Source organism: Amycolatopsis sp. lyj-108 (assembly GCF_046549005.1).
In the GTDB taxonomy this organism is placed as follows: Bacteria; Actinomycetota; Actinomycetes; order Mycobacteriales; family Pseudonocardiaceae; genus Amycolatopsis.
This window is the reverse complement of sequence record NZ_JAJPWQ010000014.1, coordinates 200,303-213,111: the sequence shown is the minus strand read 5'-3', so window position 1 is coordinate 213,111 and position 12,809 is coordinate 200,303. Positions and strand designations below refer to the sequence as shown.

Genomic DNA, 12,809 nt, shown 5'->3' with positions numbered 1-12,809 from the left:
TCAGGGGCCCGGCGAGCCACGATCGGGGGACGGCTGTTCACTCGGTCTGCGGCGGCAGTGCCGAGGGCGGAAGGCTTTTGATGATGTTCGCGACGAGGGCTTCGATCTCGGACCGGATTTGGTCGACACCGGAGCCGTTGGCGATACCTCGGCTGATCCGCAGAAGGTCCGTCACCGTTTCCGTCTTGTGGTCGAAGATCTCCGCGGTCGCGCGGGCTTTGGCGGCGAGTTCGTGCGCCGCGACGAGTTCGTCGCCGGAGCCTTTGATCAGCGCTTCGACGGTGCCGACCAGACGCTCCAGGATGCGGTACACCGCCCGTGCCGAGAACCCGCCGAGAAGCGCGAGCAGTGGACGGGTCAGCAGCACGCTGATACTCGTGGAATCGGGAGTGGTGGTGGTCGCCGCCGGCTCCACGATGAGGAACGCCAGCGCCGTCCCGGCGAGGCCGCCGAGGATGATGAGGTTGGTGTACCTGCCTTCCAGACCTCGTTCGAAGGAACCGCGTGTGAGCTGACGGCTCAGGGCGAACATCACGTAGAAGATCCCGCCGATGACCGAGGCAAGCGCGGTGATGACGATGTCCAGCCACAACGGGGCACCCGCGCCCGTCCGCCAGACCTGAAGCAGTACGAAGGCGGTGAACAGCGCTATCGCGAGGAAGGCGAGCGAGCGCGCGTATTTGGTGGCGCCGAAGTAACGCCGGACGCCGTGTGCTTCTTCGTCGGCGAGGAGTTCGATGGTATTCGGATTGGCCGGTGCCACGGCGGTCACGAGTTGCTTGTGGGCCTCGGTCAACGCACTGAGCGGCAGCACCGTGTAGGACACGTCGTCGGGCTGAAGAGCTGCCTGTCTCCGCGCCGCGTCCACGAGATCGACAGCTTCGGCGGGAAGGGACAAGCCCATTTCGTGCCGTAGCGGATCATCGCCAGGCATTGATCGAGAACGGTCAGGCGGGGGTTGTAGGCGCTCTCACCCTCCGCGTCACCTCGCTTGCCTCGCGGTGTCCATTCCCCGGAACCGCTCCAGCGCCGTTCATGCTCGTTCCGCTCGCTGAATTCGGAGCTTTCGTTGTCGGACATGGTGCGCCTCGCATCCGGAGAATGGCTTGCCTGGCAGTCGGCGATCCGCTCCCAGGCGTTGCGTGCGGGCCCGGATCGTTACCCGGTGAGGGCCGACCGTGCGTCGATGCCATAGCCGCCCCGCGCGGACCGCGTGTCCTCAGGCAACCCGATGACGGGCGTACAGGCGCGAAAGTATGTATAACGACCTAGACGGCCGTACGTCGAGCCGAACCCGGAGGTGGCGGATGACAGCCGAAGTCGAGCGGGCGGCGCACGCCTACTGCCCCGTCTGCAACCCGGATCCCGGACTCGGTGAGCGGGTCACCGCGCTCTGCGGGGCCGTCCATCCCTACTGGGGCCGTCGCGAACGGCCGGTGAACAACTGCCCGGCGTGTGAAGCCCTCGTCGCGAAGACGGTGTTCCCGTGCGGCCACTCGGGTGGCGAGAGATGAGGGCCACAGCGGATACGCCGTTTCCGGAGGCGGAGGCCGGGTACTCAGGGGTGGCCGACAACGAAGGGAGGCCCTGATGAACGACAAGGCCGAGAACAAGGTCGAAGAGCTCAAGGGCAAGGCCAAGGAGGCCGTCGGCGACGCCACGGACAACGAGCAGTGGCAGGCCGAAGGCAAGACCGAGCAGGGCAAGGCCAACGTCAAGCAGGCAGGCGAGAAGATCAAGGACGCGGTGAAGGGCGTCCGCGACTGACTTGCGGGCCGCCGGCGCGTGAAGGCCCCCTTCCCTCGGCTCAGCGAAGGGAAGGGGGCCTTCACGCGCGAGCCCTGCGGTACGGTCCGGATCATGGACCTCCGGGATTTCGACGGCATCAAGGTGCGGCGCCCTTCGGTCGAACGCGACGGCCTCGAAAGTGAACCTGCCGTGTTCCGGGGCGACTTCGACTTCGACTTGGTCCATCTCGACGGCGGCGACCAGGACGGGGTCCGTGGCGGCGGCGAGATCGCGCATTCCCTCGTCTCCGACGTGAGCCTGGCCAACGCCCGTCTCGACAGGTTGGCGCTTTCCGACGTGATCCTCGAAGGGGCCGACCTGTCGAACGCGGCGATCCGCGAACTGACCGCACGCCGGGTCGAAATCCTTCGCTGCCGGGCGATCGGGCTGGGGGTCGCGATCACGTCGGCCGTCGATCTGTACGTCGAGAACGCGCGGTTCGACTACGCGTCGGTGACGGTCGAGCGGGTGAAGAGTCCGGTCGTGTTCTCCGGCTGTTCGTTCCGGGAAACGGTGTTCTCCGGCGACCTGTCGCGTCTGACCTTTGTGGACTGTGAGTTCACGGATACGGAATTCGCCGCGACCGGCGCGCTGGACTGCGATCTCCGCGGCTCGCGGTTGTCCGGTGTCCGGGGGCTGGTGACTTTGCGCGGCGCGAAGATCACCGGCGAACAAGCCGTGTCGGTCGCGGGGATCCTGGCGGCCGAGAGCGGATTGTCGGTCGTCGGATGACCCACGTCGTGCTGTTCCACTCGGTACTGGGGTTACGGCAGGCGGAGCTGGCCGCGGCGGAGCGGTTGCGCGCCGCCGGTCACGTGGTCACCACTCCTGACCTGTACCGCGGCGAGACCGCGTCCACGCTCGAAGACGGATTCGCGGTGAAGGACCGGATCGGGTGGGGCACCATCGCCGGACGTGCGCTCGACGCGGCCCGCGAGCTGCCCGGCGACACCGTGCTGGCCGGGCTGTCGATGGGCGCGGTCGTGGCCGCCGGCCTGCTCCCGCACCGGCCCGCCACCGCCGGTGTCCTGCTGCTCCACGCCATCGCCGATATTCCGCCGAAAGTCCGCCAGGGGCTGCCGATCCAGCTTCACGCGGCCGACCCGGACGGCTTCGCGCCGCCGGCCGCGCTCCCCGGCTGGCTCGAGGCGGCGACCCGCTCCGGCGCTGACGCGCGACTGTTCACGTACCCCGGAGCGGGCCACTTCTACACCGACAGCAGCTTGCCCGACCACGACGAGGACGCCGCGGCCCTTACCTGGCGACGAGTTCTGGAGTTCCTGGCGATTCAGCCCTCGGGGTAGAAGAGGAAGAGCGTGCACCCGGTCGCCGAGGCGGGCACGTGCCACGAACCGGCCGGAGCGTGCAGGAAGGTCCCTGCCGGATAATCGCGCGCACCGTCGTTGAAGGTGCCGGAGACGACGAACACCTCTTCGGGGCCCGGTTCGTGGACGTCGCGATGCGGCCACGAGGTGCCGGGATCCATTTCCAGCACGTTGGCGTGCGCGCCGTCCGATCTTGTCCACAGTGGACGCAGCCGGATCCCGGGGAAGAGTTCGCGAACGGGGGATTCCTCGACAGGGACGGAAAGGTAGCCCTCTTGGGCAAGGATCTCGGGGTGCATGACCTCATGGTGCCGCGACCGCCGGGCCGCCGGACAGTGTCAGGGAAGACACCATGGGGTACTTTCTTGCCATGCATCGCGTGGTGGCACTGGTGCGGCCCGTGCAGTCGACCTTCGAGCTCGGGATCGCCGCCGAGGTCTTCGGCACGGAGCGCGCCGGGGTGCCGCGGTACTACGAATTCGACGTCTGCGCGGAGAAACCCGGCCCGGTCCCCACCACGGCCGGATACGCGATGTCCGTGACCCGGGGCCTGTCCGCGCTGGCGGGCGCCGACACCGTGCTCATCCCGGGCTGGTCCCCGGTGGAGGCACCCCTGTCGGTCCCCGTGCGCAAAGCGCTCCTGCGCGCGCACGCCAGGGGAGCGCGGCTCGTCACGATCTGTTCCGGCGTTTTCGCGCTGGCCCGCACCGGGCTGCTGGACGGCAGGGCGGCGACCACGCACTGGGCGCGTGCTTCTCAGCTACAGCAGGAGTTCCCGCGGATACGCGTGGAACCGGATGTGCTTTACGTGGACCACGGCGACGTCGCCACGAGTGCCGGGGCGGGCGCGGGGATCGATCTCTGCCTGCACCTGGTCCGGCGTGACCACGGCGTCGCGCACGCCGCCCTCGTCGCCCGGCATATGGTGATGCCGCCGCACCGCGACGGTGGTCAGGCGCAGTTCGTTCCGGCCGCGCCGCCCGGCGACGAGCTGGACGGTCTCCTCGAGTGGGCGGGCGACCGCCTCGGGACACCGTTGTCGGTGGGTGATCTGGCCACGCACCTCAACGTCTCGCCTCGCACGCTCGCCCGGCGCTTCGCCGATCAGCTGGGCACCACGCCGGGGGCATGGCTGCTGACGCGCCGCGTGACCGAGGCGCGCACCCTGCTGGAGGAGACCGGCTTGCCGGTGGAGGTGATCGCGACCCGCGTCGGGCTGACGTCGGCCGTGAACCTCCGGCGGCGCTTCCGCGATCAGGTCGGCACGACGCCGGGCGCGTACCGGCGCGCGTTCCGGGGCTCGGTTTCGCCTTGAGCGGAACGTCGCCCGCGCGTCCCGGCGCGATGTCACGATGATCGTATGGCGGACATCCTCCCTTTCCAGCAGAAGCGCCCCGAACCGGAGCCGCTGTGGCGTGACGTGCTTGGCAAGAGCCTGCGCGCCGCGCGGGAGGACCAGGGCGGCCGCCTCGTCGACATCGCGGAACGCGCCGGGATCTCGCCGCAGTACCTCTCCGAGATCGAGCGCGGCCGCAAGGAACCGTCCAGCGAGATGATCGCCGCGGTCACCGGCGCGCTCGGGATCGACCTGGCGGACCTCCTCTTCGGTATCGCGGGGACGATCAGCCGGGGCGGCAGTACGGGTCTCGCGGTCGGCCGCCGCCCGCGAGGGCCCGTGCTCATGGCTGCTTAGGCGCTGCCCTGCGAGTCATGTTCGCGGTCTTCGCGCCCAGGTGGTCCCTGACGGCACGGGCGGATGCGGCCGAGTACGACCCGGTACGAGGCCGATCCGCCCGCACCGTCAGGAACCACCTGGATCACGAAGCCCATCGAACAGACTCACAGGACAGCGCCTAGGCACGTTCGTCGAGGACCCGGTCCGCGAGTCCGTAGGCGACCGCGCCCGCCGCGTCGAACACGCGGTCCCGGTCGGTGTCGTGCCGGAGATCCGAGACGGAGCGGCCGGTGTGCGCGGAAAGGATTTCCTCCAGCTGCGTCCGCACCCGCACCACCTCGTCGGCCTGCAGGATGAGGTCCGGGATGGTGCCGCGGCCCTGCGCGGCGGGCTGGTGCAGCACCACCCGGGTGTGGGGCAGCACGAACCTGTGCCCCGCCTCGCCCGCGGCCAGCAGGATCGCGCCGGCCGCGACGGCCTGGCCGACGCAGGTCGTCGCCACCGGCGCCTTGATGAAGCGCATCGTGTCGTACAGCGCGAGCATCGCCGACGGGTCGCCACCCTCGGTGTTGATGTAGAGGTTGATCTCCTGCTCGGGGTTGTCCGCCTCCAGGTACAGCAGTTGCGTGATCAGGGCGTTCGCCACGCCGGAGTCGATCGCGGTCCCGAGATAGATGATCCGCTCCGACAGCAGATGCGAGTAGACGTCCATGATCCGCTCGCCGGCGGGGCTGCGGGAGATGACGTTGGGGATGGTGTAGGTGCTCATGCGCCCGCACCCCTTTCCGTGCCGAGGCCGAGTCTGTGCGTGCGGACGGGGACGACCTGGTCGAGGCTTTCGACGATGTGGTCGATGAAGCCGTATTCGCGCGCCTGCCCGGTGGTGAACCAGCGGTCGTGGAGGGAATCGGCGAAGATCCGGTCGATGGGCTGCCCGGTGTCGTCGGCGATGAGGCCCAGCACCGTGTCCCGCGTGTAGCGCAGGTCGTCCGCCTGCACCTCCACTTCGACGGCCGAACCGCCGATGCCCGCCGAGCCCTGGTGCATCAGGATCCGCGCGTGCGGCAGGGCGAACCGTTTGCCAGGGGTGCCCGCGGAAAGCAGGAACTGCCCGGCACTGCACGCCAGCCCGAGTGCGAGGGTGGCGACGTCGCACGGCACGAGCCGCATCACGTCGCGGATGGCGAGCATCGAGGGGACCGAACCGCCGGGAGAGTGGATCCACAACGCGATGTCCTTGCGGGGATCCTCGCTCGCCAAGGACAGCAGCTGGGTGGTGAGGACCGTGCCGTTGTCGTCGTCGAGCGCGCCGTCGAGGACCAGCACACGCTGGCTGAAGAACCGTTCCCGGAGCCGTTGGTCGAAGAGTGGTTGTTTCTCGTAGTCGGTCATGCCCCGACCATGCCGCCGGGGCGCGGGCGGCCGCCGGTTTCTCTGCTGTGAGCGGATCAGCCGACAGCAGGACGCTTGGCCGGGACCAGCCAGACGACTCCCGCCAGGACGACGGCGAAGACGAGAACGAGGACATCGATGGTGAGCCCCGGCTGAACCGGGAGGCCGAGGTGCTCCCGATCGTCGCCGAGAAAGGTCAGCAGGCACAGCGAGAACAGCGTCAGCAGCGCGGAGACGCTGAGCATGATCTGCCCTGCCCGGACCTTGGCGAGCAGGCTCGCGCCACCCGCGACCGCGGCCACTCCGGCGAGGACCAAGCTGAGGTCTCCCACGGTGATCGGCAGATGCGCGAACTCGAAGAAGTAGTACGCCTGGTGCACCAGCATCGCGTTCGCGAGCAGCGCGAAGCCGAGCACGATACCCGCCACTCCGGCCAGGACCGCGAACACGGAGGGCGGGGTCAGCCCGGGCCGCCGCGGCGCGGGCAGGATCGGCACCGGGGTTGCGACCCCACTCGCGGCCTGGGCCAGCAGCGGGAGCGCGTGATCCGGCAGCAGGCGCGCTTGCGGCGCTTTCGCCAGCAGCCCGCGGAGGACGTCCGCGAGCGGCCCGTACGTCCGGTCGAAGGACGGCTGCTCGTTGACGACGGCGTACAGCGTGGCCGCGACGTTCGCCCGTTGGAAGAAGTTCCCGCCTTCGCTCGCGCTGAGCAGTGTCACGCCGAGCGACCAGAGATCGGAGTGGGGAGTGCCTTCGTGCCCCGCGATCGTTTCGGGGGCGAGGAACGCGGGGGTGCCTGTCGGATCGAGGGCCTTGGCGATCCCGAAACCGGTCAGTTTCACCGCGCCGTCGGGAGCCACCAGGATGTTCGCGGGCCGCACGTCCCCGTGCACGATGCCCGCGGTATGCGCGGCGGCGAGCGCGCCGAGCACCTTTCCGCCGATTTCGGCCACGAACCGCGGCTGCATCGGACCCGCCGACGCCAGCTCCTCCAAGGTCCGTGCCTCCACCAGGTCCATCACGATGAACGCCGTCCCGTTGTCGGCGACGACGTCGTGCACGGGCACCACCGACGGGTGATCCACCGCGACGCGGGCCTCCCGCTGGAGGCGTTCCACAACGGCCGGCTCGTGGGTGGGCAACGGCAGTTCCTTGATCGCGACCCGGCGGCCGTCCGGCCCGTCCTCGCCACGCCACAGCACGGCCGTCCCGTCGCGACCCAGCTCCTCCAACAGGGTGTAGCGCTCGGCGATCGTGCGGGAAACTGCCGTCACAGTGGCTCTCCTCGAATCCTGAAGGGTCTCCGAGGCACGCTAACCAGCGCTCATGACAAAACGATGAAATGGCCGTTCATCCATAAAGGACGTACGTGGCTGGATATATTCACAGTCATGCTGACGCTCGCGGCCCTGGCCGACGACCCGGATCTCGAACTGCGGGTGGTCGTCCCCGGCCGCGACGGGGCGCTCTCCGAGCAGGTGCTGTGGGTGCACAACACCGAGCTTCCCGATCCCGGGCCGTACGTGCGCGAACACGAGGTCGTGCTGACCAACGGCCTGTGGCTGGACCGCGTCGAGCCGGCGGAGTTCGTCGCACGGGTGGTCGGCGCCGGAGCGGCGGGGATCATCTTCGGGCTGCGCGTGGAGCAACGCGACACCCCTCCGGTGCTCGCCGAGGCGTGCCGCGAAGCCGGGTTGCCGCTGCTGGAGATCTCGGTGGCGGTGCCGTTCACGGCGGTCACCCGCGCGGCGGCGGCGATCCAGGCCGCGGACCGGCAGAACGCGCTGATGTCGCTGGTGCGCCGAGGGGACGAGCTCACCTCGGCGCTGTCGAGGGGCGCGGGCACGTCCGGGGTGCTCGCGGTCCTCCGCCGTGAGCACGAACTGCCGCTGGCGGTCGTGGACCGCATGGGCCGGGAGCTCGCGTCCGACGGCGCCGAACTGGACGCCGGGCAGTCGCGCGCCGCGGCGGAGGCCTTGGCCGGGCATCCGCCGCCGCTGGAGGCGGATCTCGGCGCGGGCACCCGGGCGGCGCTGTTCCCGGTGGGTGCGATCGGCGACGCGGACGCCGCGCTGCTGTGCCTGCGTCCCGCGGCCGACCTGACGCGCGAGGAGCGGGACGCGCTGGAGCAGACCGCTCGCTACCTCAGCCTGGAGGTGGCCCGGCATCAGGCGGTGCAGGCGATCGAGATGCGGTTCGCCGTCGAACTGCTGGACATGGTGCTCTCCGGCGCGCAACGCGTCGCGGAGGTGCCCGGCAGGCTGCGGGCGTTCGGGGTCGATCCGGACGGGCCGCTGGCGGTGATCGCGCTGGCGTTCGCGGGTGACGACGCCGCGACGCGGGCGGGGATGGCGGAGGCCGTGACGGATTTCCTGCTGGCGGACGGGCTGCCCGCGGTCGTGGCGGCGGGCAGCCGAGACGTCGTCGCGGTGCTGCCGTTCCGGTCGGGAAGGCAGTCGCCCGCCGCGTTCGCGCCCCGGCTGGCGGCGGCGGTGTCGCACCGGCTCGGCGGCGGGCGCGTGGTCGTCGGGCTCGCCGATCCCGTTTCCGGCGCGGCCGAACTGCGCGTGCCGCTGTCGCGCAGCCGTGAAGCCTGCCGCGTGCTCCGGGGCAGGCGTGGCGGCCCGGTGGCGGCGAGTTTCGCCGAACTGGGCAGCTACCGGCTGCTGCTGGAGTCGCACGACGAGCAGTGGCGGCACACCTTCGCCGACGCCCTGCTCGGCCCGCTGCGCGAGCACGACCGCCTCCGCGACGGCGACCTGGAGACGACCCTGCGGGCGTTCCTCGACCACGACGGCCAGTGGGCGGCCACCGCCGCGGCGCTGTACGTGCACGTCAACACCTTGCGCAACCGGCTGGCCAAGGTCACCGAGCTGACCGGCCGCGACGTCGGGCGGACCGCGGACCGGGTCGACCTGTTCCTCGCGCTGGAAGCAGCTCAGATGCCGACTGACTAGGCCGTGTCCTGTCAGGGCCATTGCTGACCGTGTGGATTTTGGTGCGTTGGATGACCCGAAATCCACACGGTCACCGGGAGGGGGGAGCAAGGGACCTTTGCTCTCGCCTCCGGGCCGGTCCACCCGGCCCCAGTCCACAGCTATCGACAGGTAGACCGTCGGCGGCTGGATCGCCCGTGCCGTCAAGGACCGCCTGGGCGCGAAGACCGCGAACATGACTTACAGGACACGGCCTAGTCCGGATAGACCGCCGGATCGATTTCGAGTCGCCGCAACGGTTCCACGGGCAAGGCCGGGTCGGCCAGCGCCGCGGCGGCCACGTCACGGCACCGGGCGAACCGCACGTCGCCGAGGCCGAGCCCGAACTCGATGAGCGAGCGCACGGCGGCCAGGCGCCCGGGCCTGCCCGAGAGGAACGGATGCAGGCACAGGTTGAACAGGCAGCGATAGCGGCGCATCGCGTCCAGCTCCGCGCGCCACATCTCCAGCACCCGCACCGGAGAGGTGATCACCGAACCGATCTGCGGCGCGGGAAGGAACGCGTACTGCTCCCAGTCGTCGAGCGACCAGTGCACCGGCAGTTCCGCGATCCGGCCCGCCCCGGTCTCGATCAGGTACGGCCGGTCGTCGGCCATCAGCGACGAGTCGTAGCTCAATCCGTGCTCGGCCACCAGCGCCGGAGTGTCCCAAGTGGACTCCCAGCCCGCCGCGCGATGCCCGCTGATCTCGATGCCCTGTGCGGCGAAGACCGCCATGCCCCGTTCGAAATCGGCGCGCTGCTCGGCGGCGGTCATCGTGGTCGGCGGCCGGTGGCTGTAGGAGTGGTGGGCCACCTCGTGCCCGCGCTCCACGATCGCGGCGGCGAGGCCGGGCCGCTGTTCGGCGACCCAGCCCGGCACGAAGAACGTCGCGGGCACGGCAAGTTCGTCGAGCAGGTCGAGGATGCGCGGCACCCCGACCCTGGGCCCGTACGCCTGATGGGACATGGTCGACAGGTGTTCGGCGTAGCCCCGTCCTCGCGCGAGGATCGGGGATTCCGCGTCCACGTCGAAGGTCAGGGTCGCCACGGCGGCCGCGCCGCCATGCCAGCTGGGTTCAGTCACGCTTGCCGACTCTCCCGCCAGCGGCGCGCGTTCGCCACCGTGACCGTCGGGGAGACCATCGCCCGATCGAACTCGACCAGGGGCTGCGCCGCGGCGACGCGGGCGGGCAGATCGGGGTTGGCCAGCGCGCCGTGTCCGAGGGAGAGCAGGTCGGCGTGCCCGCCGGCGAGGACCTCGTGCGCCTGGGTGAGGTCGTGCATCCCGCCGTTGGCGATCACCGGCAGCCCGGTGACCTGCCGGGCGAGGGCGGTGATGGTGCCGCCGTCGGCCAGCTTCGCCGTCTCGAGCCAGTTCCGGCCCTCGCTGGCGATGTGGAGGTACTGCGCGCCCGCCTCGGCGACCGCGGCGAAGATCACCTCGGCGTCGTCGCGCCCGCCGGGCCAGCGGTAGGTGAAGTCGTTGACCTTCGTCTGCGACAGCCGCACACCGGTCACGAGCTCCGGCACGGCCTCGGCGACGGCGGTCACGACGCGGGCGGTCAGCCGGATCCGGTTCGCGACCGGTCCGCCGTAGGAGTCCGTGCGATGGTTGGTGTAGTCGGTGAGGAACTGGTCGAGGAGGTACCCGTTGGCCGCGTGCACCTCGACGCCGTCGAACCCGGCCTGACGGGCACGCACGGCCGCGGCCGCGAAACCGTCGACGACGTCGTCGATCTCGGCGGTGGTCAGTTCGCGGGGGGCCTGCCACGGCCCGGAGCCGCCGTACGCGGGCATCATCTCCCCGCGCGGCTGGATGGCCGAAGGAGCGACGGTGTGGTCCCGGTGCGGATTTCCCTGGGAGATCGCCCCGGCGTGCATGAGCTGGGCGATCATCCGGCCGCCCGCCGCGCGTACTCCGGCGGTGACGACGCGCCAGCCCGCGACGTGTTCGTCCCGCGCGAGGCCCGGTTGGTTGAGGTAGCCCTGGCTGGCCGAGCTGTCGGGATAGGTGCCCTCGCTGAACACCAGCCCGAAGCCGCCGCGGGCGAATTCGGCGTAGTAGTCGGCCATTTCGCCGGTCGGGGTGCCGTCCGGGCTCGCCGAGACGCGGGACATGGGGGCGACGGCGTACCGGTTGCGCAGCGCGAGGCCGCCGAGCGTGGTGGGGGCCAGCGCGGGGTGTCCGACGGTCGTGGTCATGACTGAGTTCCTCCATTGTGGACGATTTCGATGGCGAGCGGGGTGAGTCCGGCGTCGCTGATGCGGACGAGGTCCTGCGGGCAGGCGGAGACCACGACAACGCAGTCCATCTCGGCGCGCAGGGTCACGGCGTCGCCGGGTCGCGAGTTCGCGGTCAGCCAGCTCAGGTGTCCGCTCTCGCCGACCGGGACACGCATGAAGACGTTGATCGGCTGCGGCGTCGGACCCGCGAAGCTCAGGCCTTCGTCTGCCAGCGCCTCACGCAGGTTCGCGGCACAGGACCGGTGACCCGGAGCGCCCAGCGCGGCGTAACGGGCCGGGTCGCAGGCCGGGATGAGCATGTCGTGCTCGCCGGGTGAGGTGTCTTCGACCAGAGTCAGGATCGGGCGGCGCAGGCCGGTCAGGAAGGACTCGCCGACCGCGGGGAACAGCCGGTCGATCCCGGCGCGGGTGTGCGCCGCGCTGTGGTGCTCGGTCAGTTCGGCCCCGGTGTCGGTGAACGCGAACGCGTCGCCGACCTGGCCTCCTTCGACGTCGATCACCCGGACGAGGTCTCCGGCGGCCACCCGGACGGCCTTGGCGGTGCCCGGTGGGACTTGCGTTCTGCTCATGCCTTCAGCAAACAGGTGACGACTTGCGGTTCGCCATGGAGGTTCCTCCATGATCGACGAGGCTGGATGGAGAAATCTCCAGGTAGGCAAAGGTTGAACACGCGTGATTGAAGGCGTAACTCGCGTGATTGAAGGCGGAACACCGTCTTACGGCGGGAAACACGCGTGTTACGGCTCCAATCACGCGAGTTACGGCCAGCGATAGTTTCGACTTTGATTATTTTCGCGAAGCCGGGTTAGTGTTCGGTGATGGAAGACGTGGACGCTGTGGACGCGGCCGGGCTCGACTTCTGGTCGTTCGTGGCGCTGGCGAACCGGCGGCTCGCGCAGGAGTACGGCTTCCGGCACCAGTTGGCAACCGAGGTGCTGCTGACCCTCAATCGTGCCTCCGACCTGGTGACTTACGATCTCGAAGCCGCGGTGCACCGGCCACGCGGCCGGTCGTGGTCGGCGTTCCGGCTGCTGTTCGTGGTGTGGCTCGCCGGGCCGCTCGAACCGACCAGCGCGGCCCGGCTGACCGGGATGAGCCGGGCGGCGGTGTCGAATCTGGTCAAGACGCTGGTCGCGGAGGGGATGCTCCACCGGGTCCCGGACGAGCGCGACGGCCGTTCGGTGCAGCTCTCGCTGACCGAGGCGGGGCACGAGGAGATGGTCTCGGTCTTCCGCGAGCACAACGAGCGCGAGTTCGGCTGGACGAACGCGTTGACCGAGACCGAACAGCGCATCCTCGTCATGCTGCTGGGCAAGCTGATCACGAGCCGCGCCGAGTTCGGCACGCGGAGCCGCAAGTAGGCCTTCCCGTCGCGACGAAGACCGGGCTACGCTGCCCGAGGGGTAGTC

The 12,809-nt window shown here is 70.1% G+C and carries 16 protein-coding genes; 8 read left to right on the top strand and 8 right to left on the bottom strand.

The genetic code is table 11. The features are described from left to right. Positions 1-37: 37 nt before the first annotated feature. Positions 38-934 carry a hypothetical protein gene (locus ACLJO0_RS38130; protein WP_410584327.1) on the bottom strand — a complete coding sequence of 299 codons (897 nt, stop codon included), beginning with the start codon at positions 932-934 and terminating at the stop codon, positions 38-40. A 373-nt stretch (positions 935-1,307) separates the two neighbouring features. Between ACLJO0_RS38130 and ACLJO0_RS38125 the strand changes: the two genes are divergently transcribed. The 4 genes from ACLJO0_RS38125 to ACLJO0_RS38110 all read left to right on the top strand — a co-directional run bounded on the left by ACLJO0_RS38125 (position 1,308) and on the right by ACLJO0_RS38110 (position 3,092). Continuing rightward, entirely contained in the window at positions 1,308-1,514 is a 207-nt protein-coding gene (locus ACLJO0_RS38125) for a hypothetical protein (protein WP_410584325.1), read from the top strand. 76 nt (positions 1,515-1,590) lie between these two features. Beyond that, complete coding sequence (locus tag ACLJO0_RS38120) at positions 1,591-1,767, top strand: CsbD family protein (RefSeq protein WP_125787480.1); 177 nt, start codon at positions 1,591-1,593, stop codon at positions 1,765-1,767. Between the two features lie 93 nt (positions 1,768-1,860). Then, positions 1,861-2,520, top strand: coding sequence for a pentapeptide repeat-containing protein (locus tag ACLJO0_RS38115; RefSeq protein WP_410584323.1), 660 nt, complete (start codon positions 1,861-1,863; stop codon positions 2,518-2,520). Continuing rightward, positions 2,517-3,092, top strand: coding sequence for a dienelactone hydrolase family protein (locus ACLJO0_RS38110; protein WP_410584321.1), 576 nt, complete (start codon positions 2,517-2,519; stop codon positions 3,090-3,092). The genes ACLJO0_RS38115 and ACLJO0_RS38110 overlap by 4 nt, the downstream gene beginning before the upstream one ends. Here ACLJO0_RS38110 and ACLJO0_RS38105 read toward each other — a convergent pair. Further along, on the bottom strand, positions 3,077-3,412 hold the full coding sequence (locus ACLJO0_RS38105; protein WP_410584319.1) for a cupin domain-containing protein: 336 nt from the start codon (positions 3,410-3,412) through the stop codon (positions 3,077-3,079). The genes ACLJO0_RS38110 and ACLJO0_RS38105 overlap by 16 nt on opposite strands. Before the next feature lie 71 nt (positions 3,413-3,483). On the opposite strand from ACLJO0_RS38105, the gene ACLJO0_RS38100 reads away from it, so the two are divergent. Both ACLJO0_RS38100 and ACLJO0_RS38095 read left to right on the top strand, forming a co-directional pair. After that, on the top strand, positions 3,484-4,428 hold the full coding sequence (locus tag ACLJO0_RS38100) for a GlxA family transcriptional regulator (protein WP_410584317.1): 945 nt from the start codon (positions 3,484-3,486) through the stop codon (positions 4,426-4,428). A 45-nt stretch (positions 4,429-4,473) separates the two neighbouring features. Continuing rightward, positions 4,474-4,806: a helix-turn-helix domain-containing protein gene (locus tag ACLJO0_RS38095; RefSeq protein ID WP_125787482.1), complete on the top strand. Its 333-nt coding sequence runs from the start codon at positions 4,474-4,476 to the stop codon at positions 4,804-4,806. A gap of 160 nt (positions 4,807-4,966) precedes the next feature. Here ACLJO0_RS38095 and ACLJO0_RS38090 read toward each other — a convergent pair whose 3' ends face one another. Genes ACLJO0_RS38090 through ACLJO0_RS38080 form a run of 3 tightly spaced genes read right to left on the bottom strand, consistent with a single transcriptional unit; the run spans position 4,967 to position 7,454 of the window. Then, positions 4,967-5,557 carry a ClpP family protease gene (locus ACLJO0_RS38090; RefSeq protein ID WP_125795249.1) on the bottom strand — a complete coding sequence of 197 codons (591 nt, stop codon included), beginning with the start codon at positions 5,555-5,557 and terminating at the stop codon, positions 4,967-4,969. After that, entirely contained in the window at positions 5,554-6,180 is a 627-nt protein-coding gene (locus ACLJO0_RS38085) for a ClpP family protease (RefSeq protein WP_410584314.1), read from the bottom strand. Before ACLJO0_RS38085 ends, ACLJO0_RS38090 begins: the two co-directional genes overlap by 4 nt. A 56-nt stretch (positions 6,181-6,236) precedes the next feature. Further along, on the bottom strand, positions 6,237-7,454 hold the full coding sequence (locus ACLJO0_RS38080) for a serine/threonine-protein kinase (protein ID WP_410584312.1): 1,218 nt from the start codon (positions 7,452-7,454) through the stop codon (positions 6,237-6,239). Positions 7,455-7,571: 117 nt separating this feature from the next. Between ACLJO0_RS38080 and ACLJO0_RS38075 the strand changes: the two genes are divergently transcribed. Beyond that, a complete protein-coding gene (locus ACLJO0_RS38075) occupies positions 7,572-9,137 on the top strand; it encodes a PucR family transcriptional regulator (RefSeq protein WP_410584310.1) in 1,566 nt (521 codons plus the stop codon). 233 nt (positions 9,138-9,370) lie between these two features. Here the strand turns inward: ACLJO0_RS38075 and ACLJO0_RS38070 are convergent, their stop codons facing one another. The 3 genes from ACLJO0_RS38070 to ACLJO0_RS38060 are packed head-to-tail and all read right to left on the bottom strand — an operon-like array spanning position 9,371 to position 11,969. Continuing rightward, on the bottom strand, positions 9,371-10,240 hold the full coding sequence (locus ACLJO0_RS38070; protein WP_410584308.1) for a polysaccharide deacetylase family protein: 870 nt from the start codon (positions 10,238-10,240) through the stop codon (positions 9,371-9,373). Further along, a complete protein-coding gene (locus ACLJO0_RS38065; RefSeq protein WP_410584306.1) occupies positions 10,237-11,358 on the bottom strand; it encodes a tRNA-dihydrouridine synthase in 1,122 nt (373 codons plus the stop codon). Before ACLJO0_RS38065 ends, ACLJO0_RS38070 begins: the two co-directional genes overlap by 4 nt. Continuing rightward, complete coding sequence (locus ACLJO0_RS38060) at positions 11,355-11,969, bottom strand: DUF1989 domain-containing protein (protein WP_410584304.1); 615 nt, start codon at positions 11,967-11,969, stop codon at positions 11,355-11,357. The genes ACLJO0_RS38065 and ACLJO0_RS38060 overlap by 4 nt, the downstream gene beginning before the upstream one ends. 249 nt (positions 11,970-12,218) lie before the next feature. Here ACLJO0_RS38060 and ACLJO0_RS38055 point away from each other — a divergent pair, with 249 nt between their 5' ends. Continuing rightward, a complete protein-coding gene (locus ACLJO0_RS38055) occupies positions 12,219-12,761 on the top strand; it encodes a MarR family winged helix-turn-helix transcriptional regulator (RefSeq protein ID WP_125787490.1) in 543 nt (180 codons plus the stop codon). The last annotated feature ends 48 nt before the right edge of the window (positions 12,762-12,809 follow it).

What these genes read in the sequence shown, in the direction of transcription:
- ACLJO0_RS38130 (WP_410584327.1), bottom strand. Translation starts at nt 934, where the DNA reads ATGCCTGGCGATGATCCGCTACGGCACGAAATGGGCTTGTCCCTTCCC.
- ACLJO0_RS38125 (WP_410584325.1), top strand. Translation starts at nt 1,308, where the DNA reads ATGACAGCCGAAGTCGAGCGGGCGGCGCACGCCTACTGCCCCGTCTGC.
- ACLJO0_RS38120 (WP_125787480.1), top strand. Translation starts at nt 1,591, where the DNA reads ATGAACGACAAGGCCGAGAACAAGGTCGAAGAGCTCAAGGGCAAGGCC.
- ACLJO0_RS38115 (WP_410584323.1), top strand. Translation starts at nt 1,861, where the DNA reads ATGGACCTCCGGGATTTCGACGGCATCAAGGTGCGGCGCCCTTCGGTC.
- ACLJO0_RS38110 (WP_410584321.1), top strand. Translation starts at nt 2,517, where the DNA reads ATGACCCACGTCGTGCTGTTCCACTCGGTACTGGGGTTACGGCAGGCG.
- ACLJO0_RS38105 (WP_410584319.1), bottom strand. Translation starts at nt 3,412, where the DNA reads ATGCACCCCGAGATCCTTGCCCAAGAGGGCTACCTTTCCGTCCCTGTC.
- ACLJO0_RS38100 (WP_410584317.1), top strand. Translation starts at nt 3,484, where the DNA reads ATGCATCGCGTGGTGGCACTGGTGCGGCCCGTGCAGTCGACCTTCGAG.
- ACLJO0_RS38095 (WP_125787482.1), top strand. Translation starts at nt 4,474, where the DNA reads ATGGCGGACATCCTCCCTTTCCAGCAGAAGCGCCCCGAACCGGAGCCG.
- ACLJO0_RS38090 (WP_125795249.1), bottom strand. Translation starts at nt 5,557, where the DNA reads ATGAGCACCTACACCATCCCCAACGTCATCTCCCGCAGCCCCGCCGGC.
- ACLJO0_RS38085 (WP_410584314.1), bottom strand. Translation starts at nt 6,180, where the DNA reads ATGACCGACTACGAGAAACAACCACTCTTCGACCAACGGCTCCGGGAA.
- ACLJO0_RS38075 (WP_410584310.1), top strand. Translation starts at nt 7,572, where the DNA reads ATGCTGACGCTCGCGGCCCTGGCCGACGACCCGGATCTCGAACTGCGG.
- ACLJO0_RS38065 (WP_410584306.1), bottom strand. Translation starts at nt 11,358, where the DNA reads ATGACCACGACCGTCGGACACCCCGCGCTGGCCCCCACCACGCTCGGC.
- ACLJO0_RS38060 (WP_410584304.1), bottom strand. Translation starts at nt 11,969, where the DNA reads ATGAGCAGAACGCAAGTCCCACCGGGCACCGCCAAGGCCGTCCGGGTG.
- ACLJO0_RS38055 (WP_125787490.1), top strand. Translation starts at nt 12,219, where the DNA reads ATGGAAGACGTGGACGCTGTGGACGCGGCCGGGCTCGACTTCTGGTCG.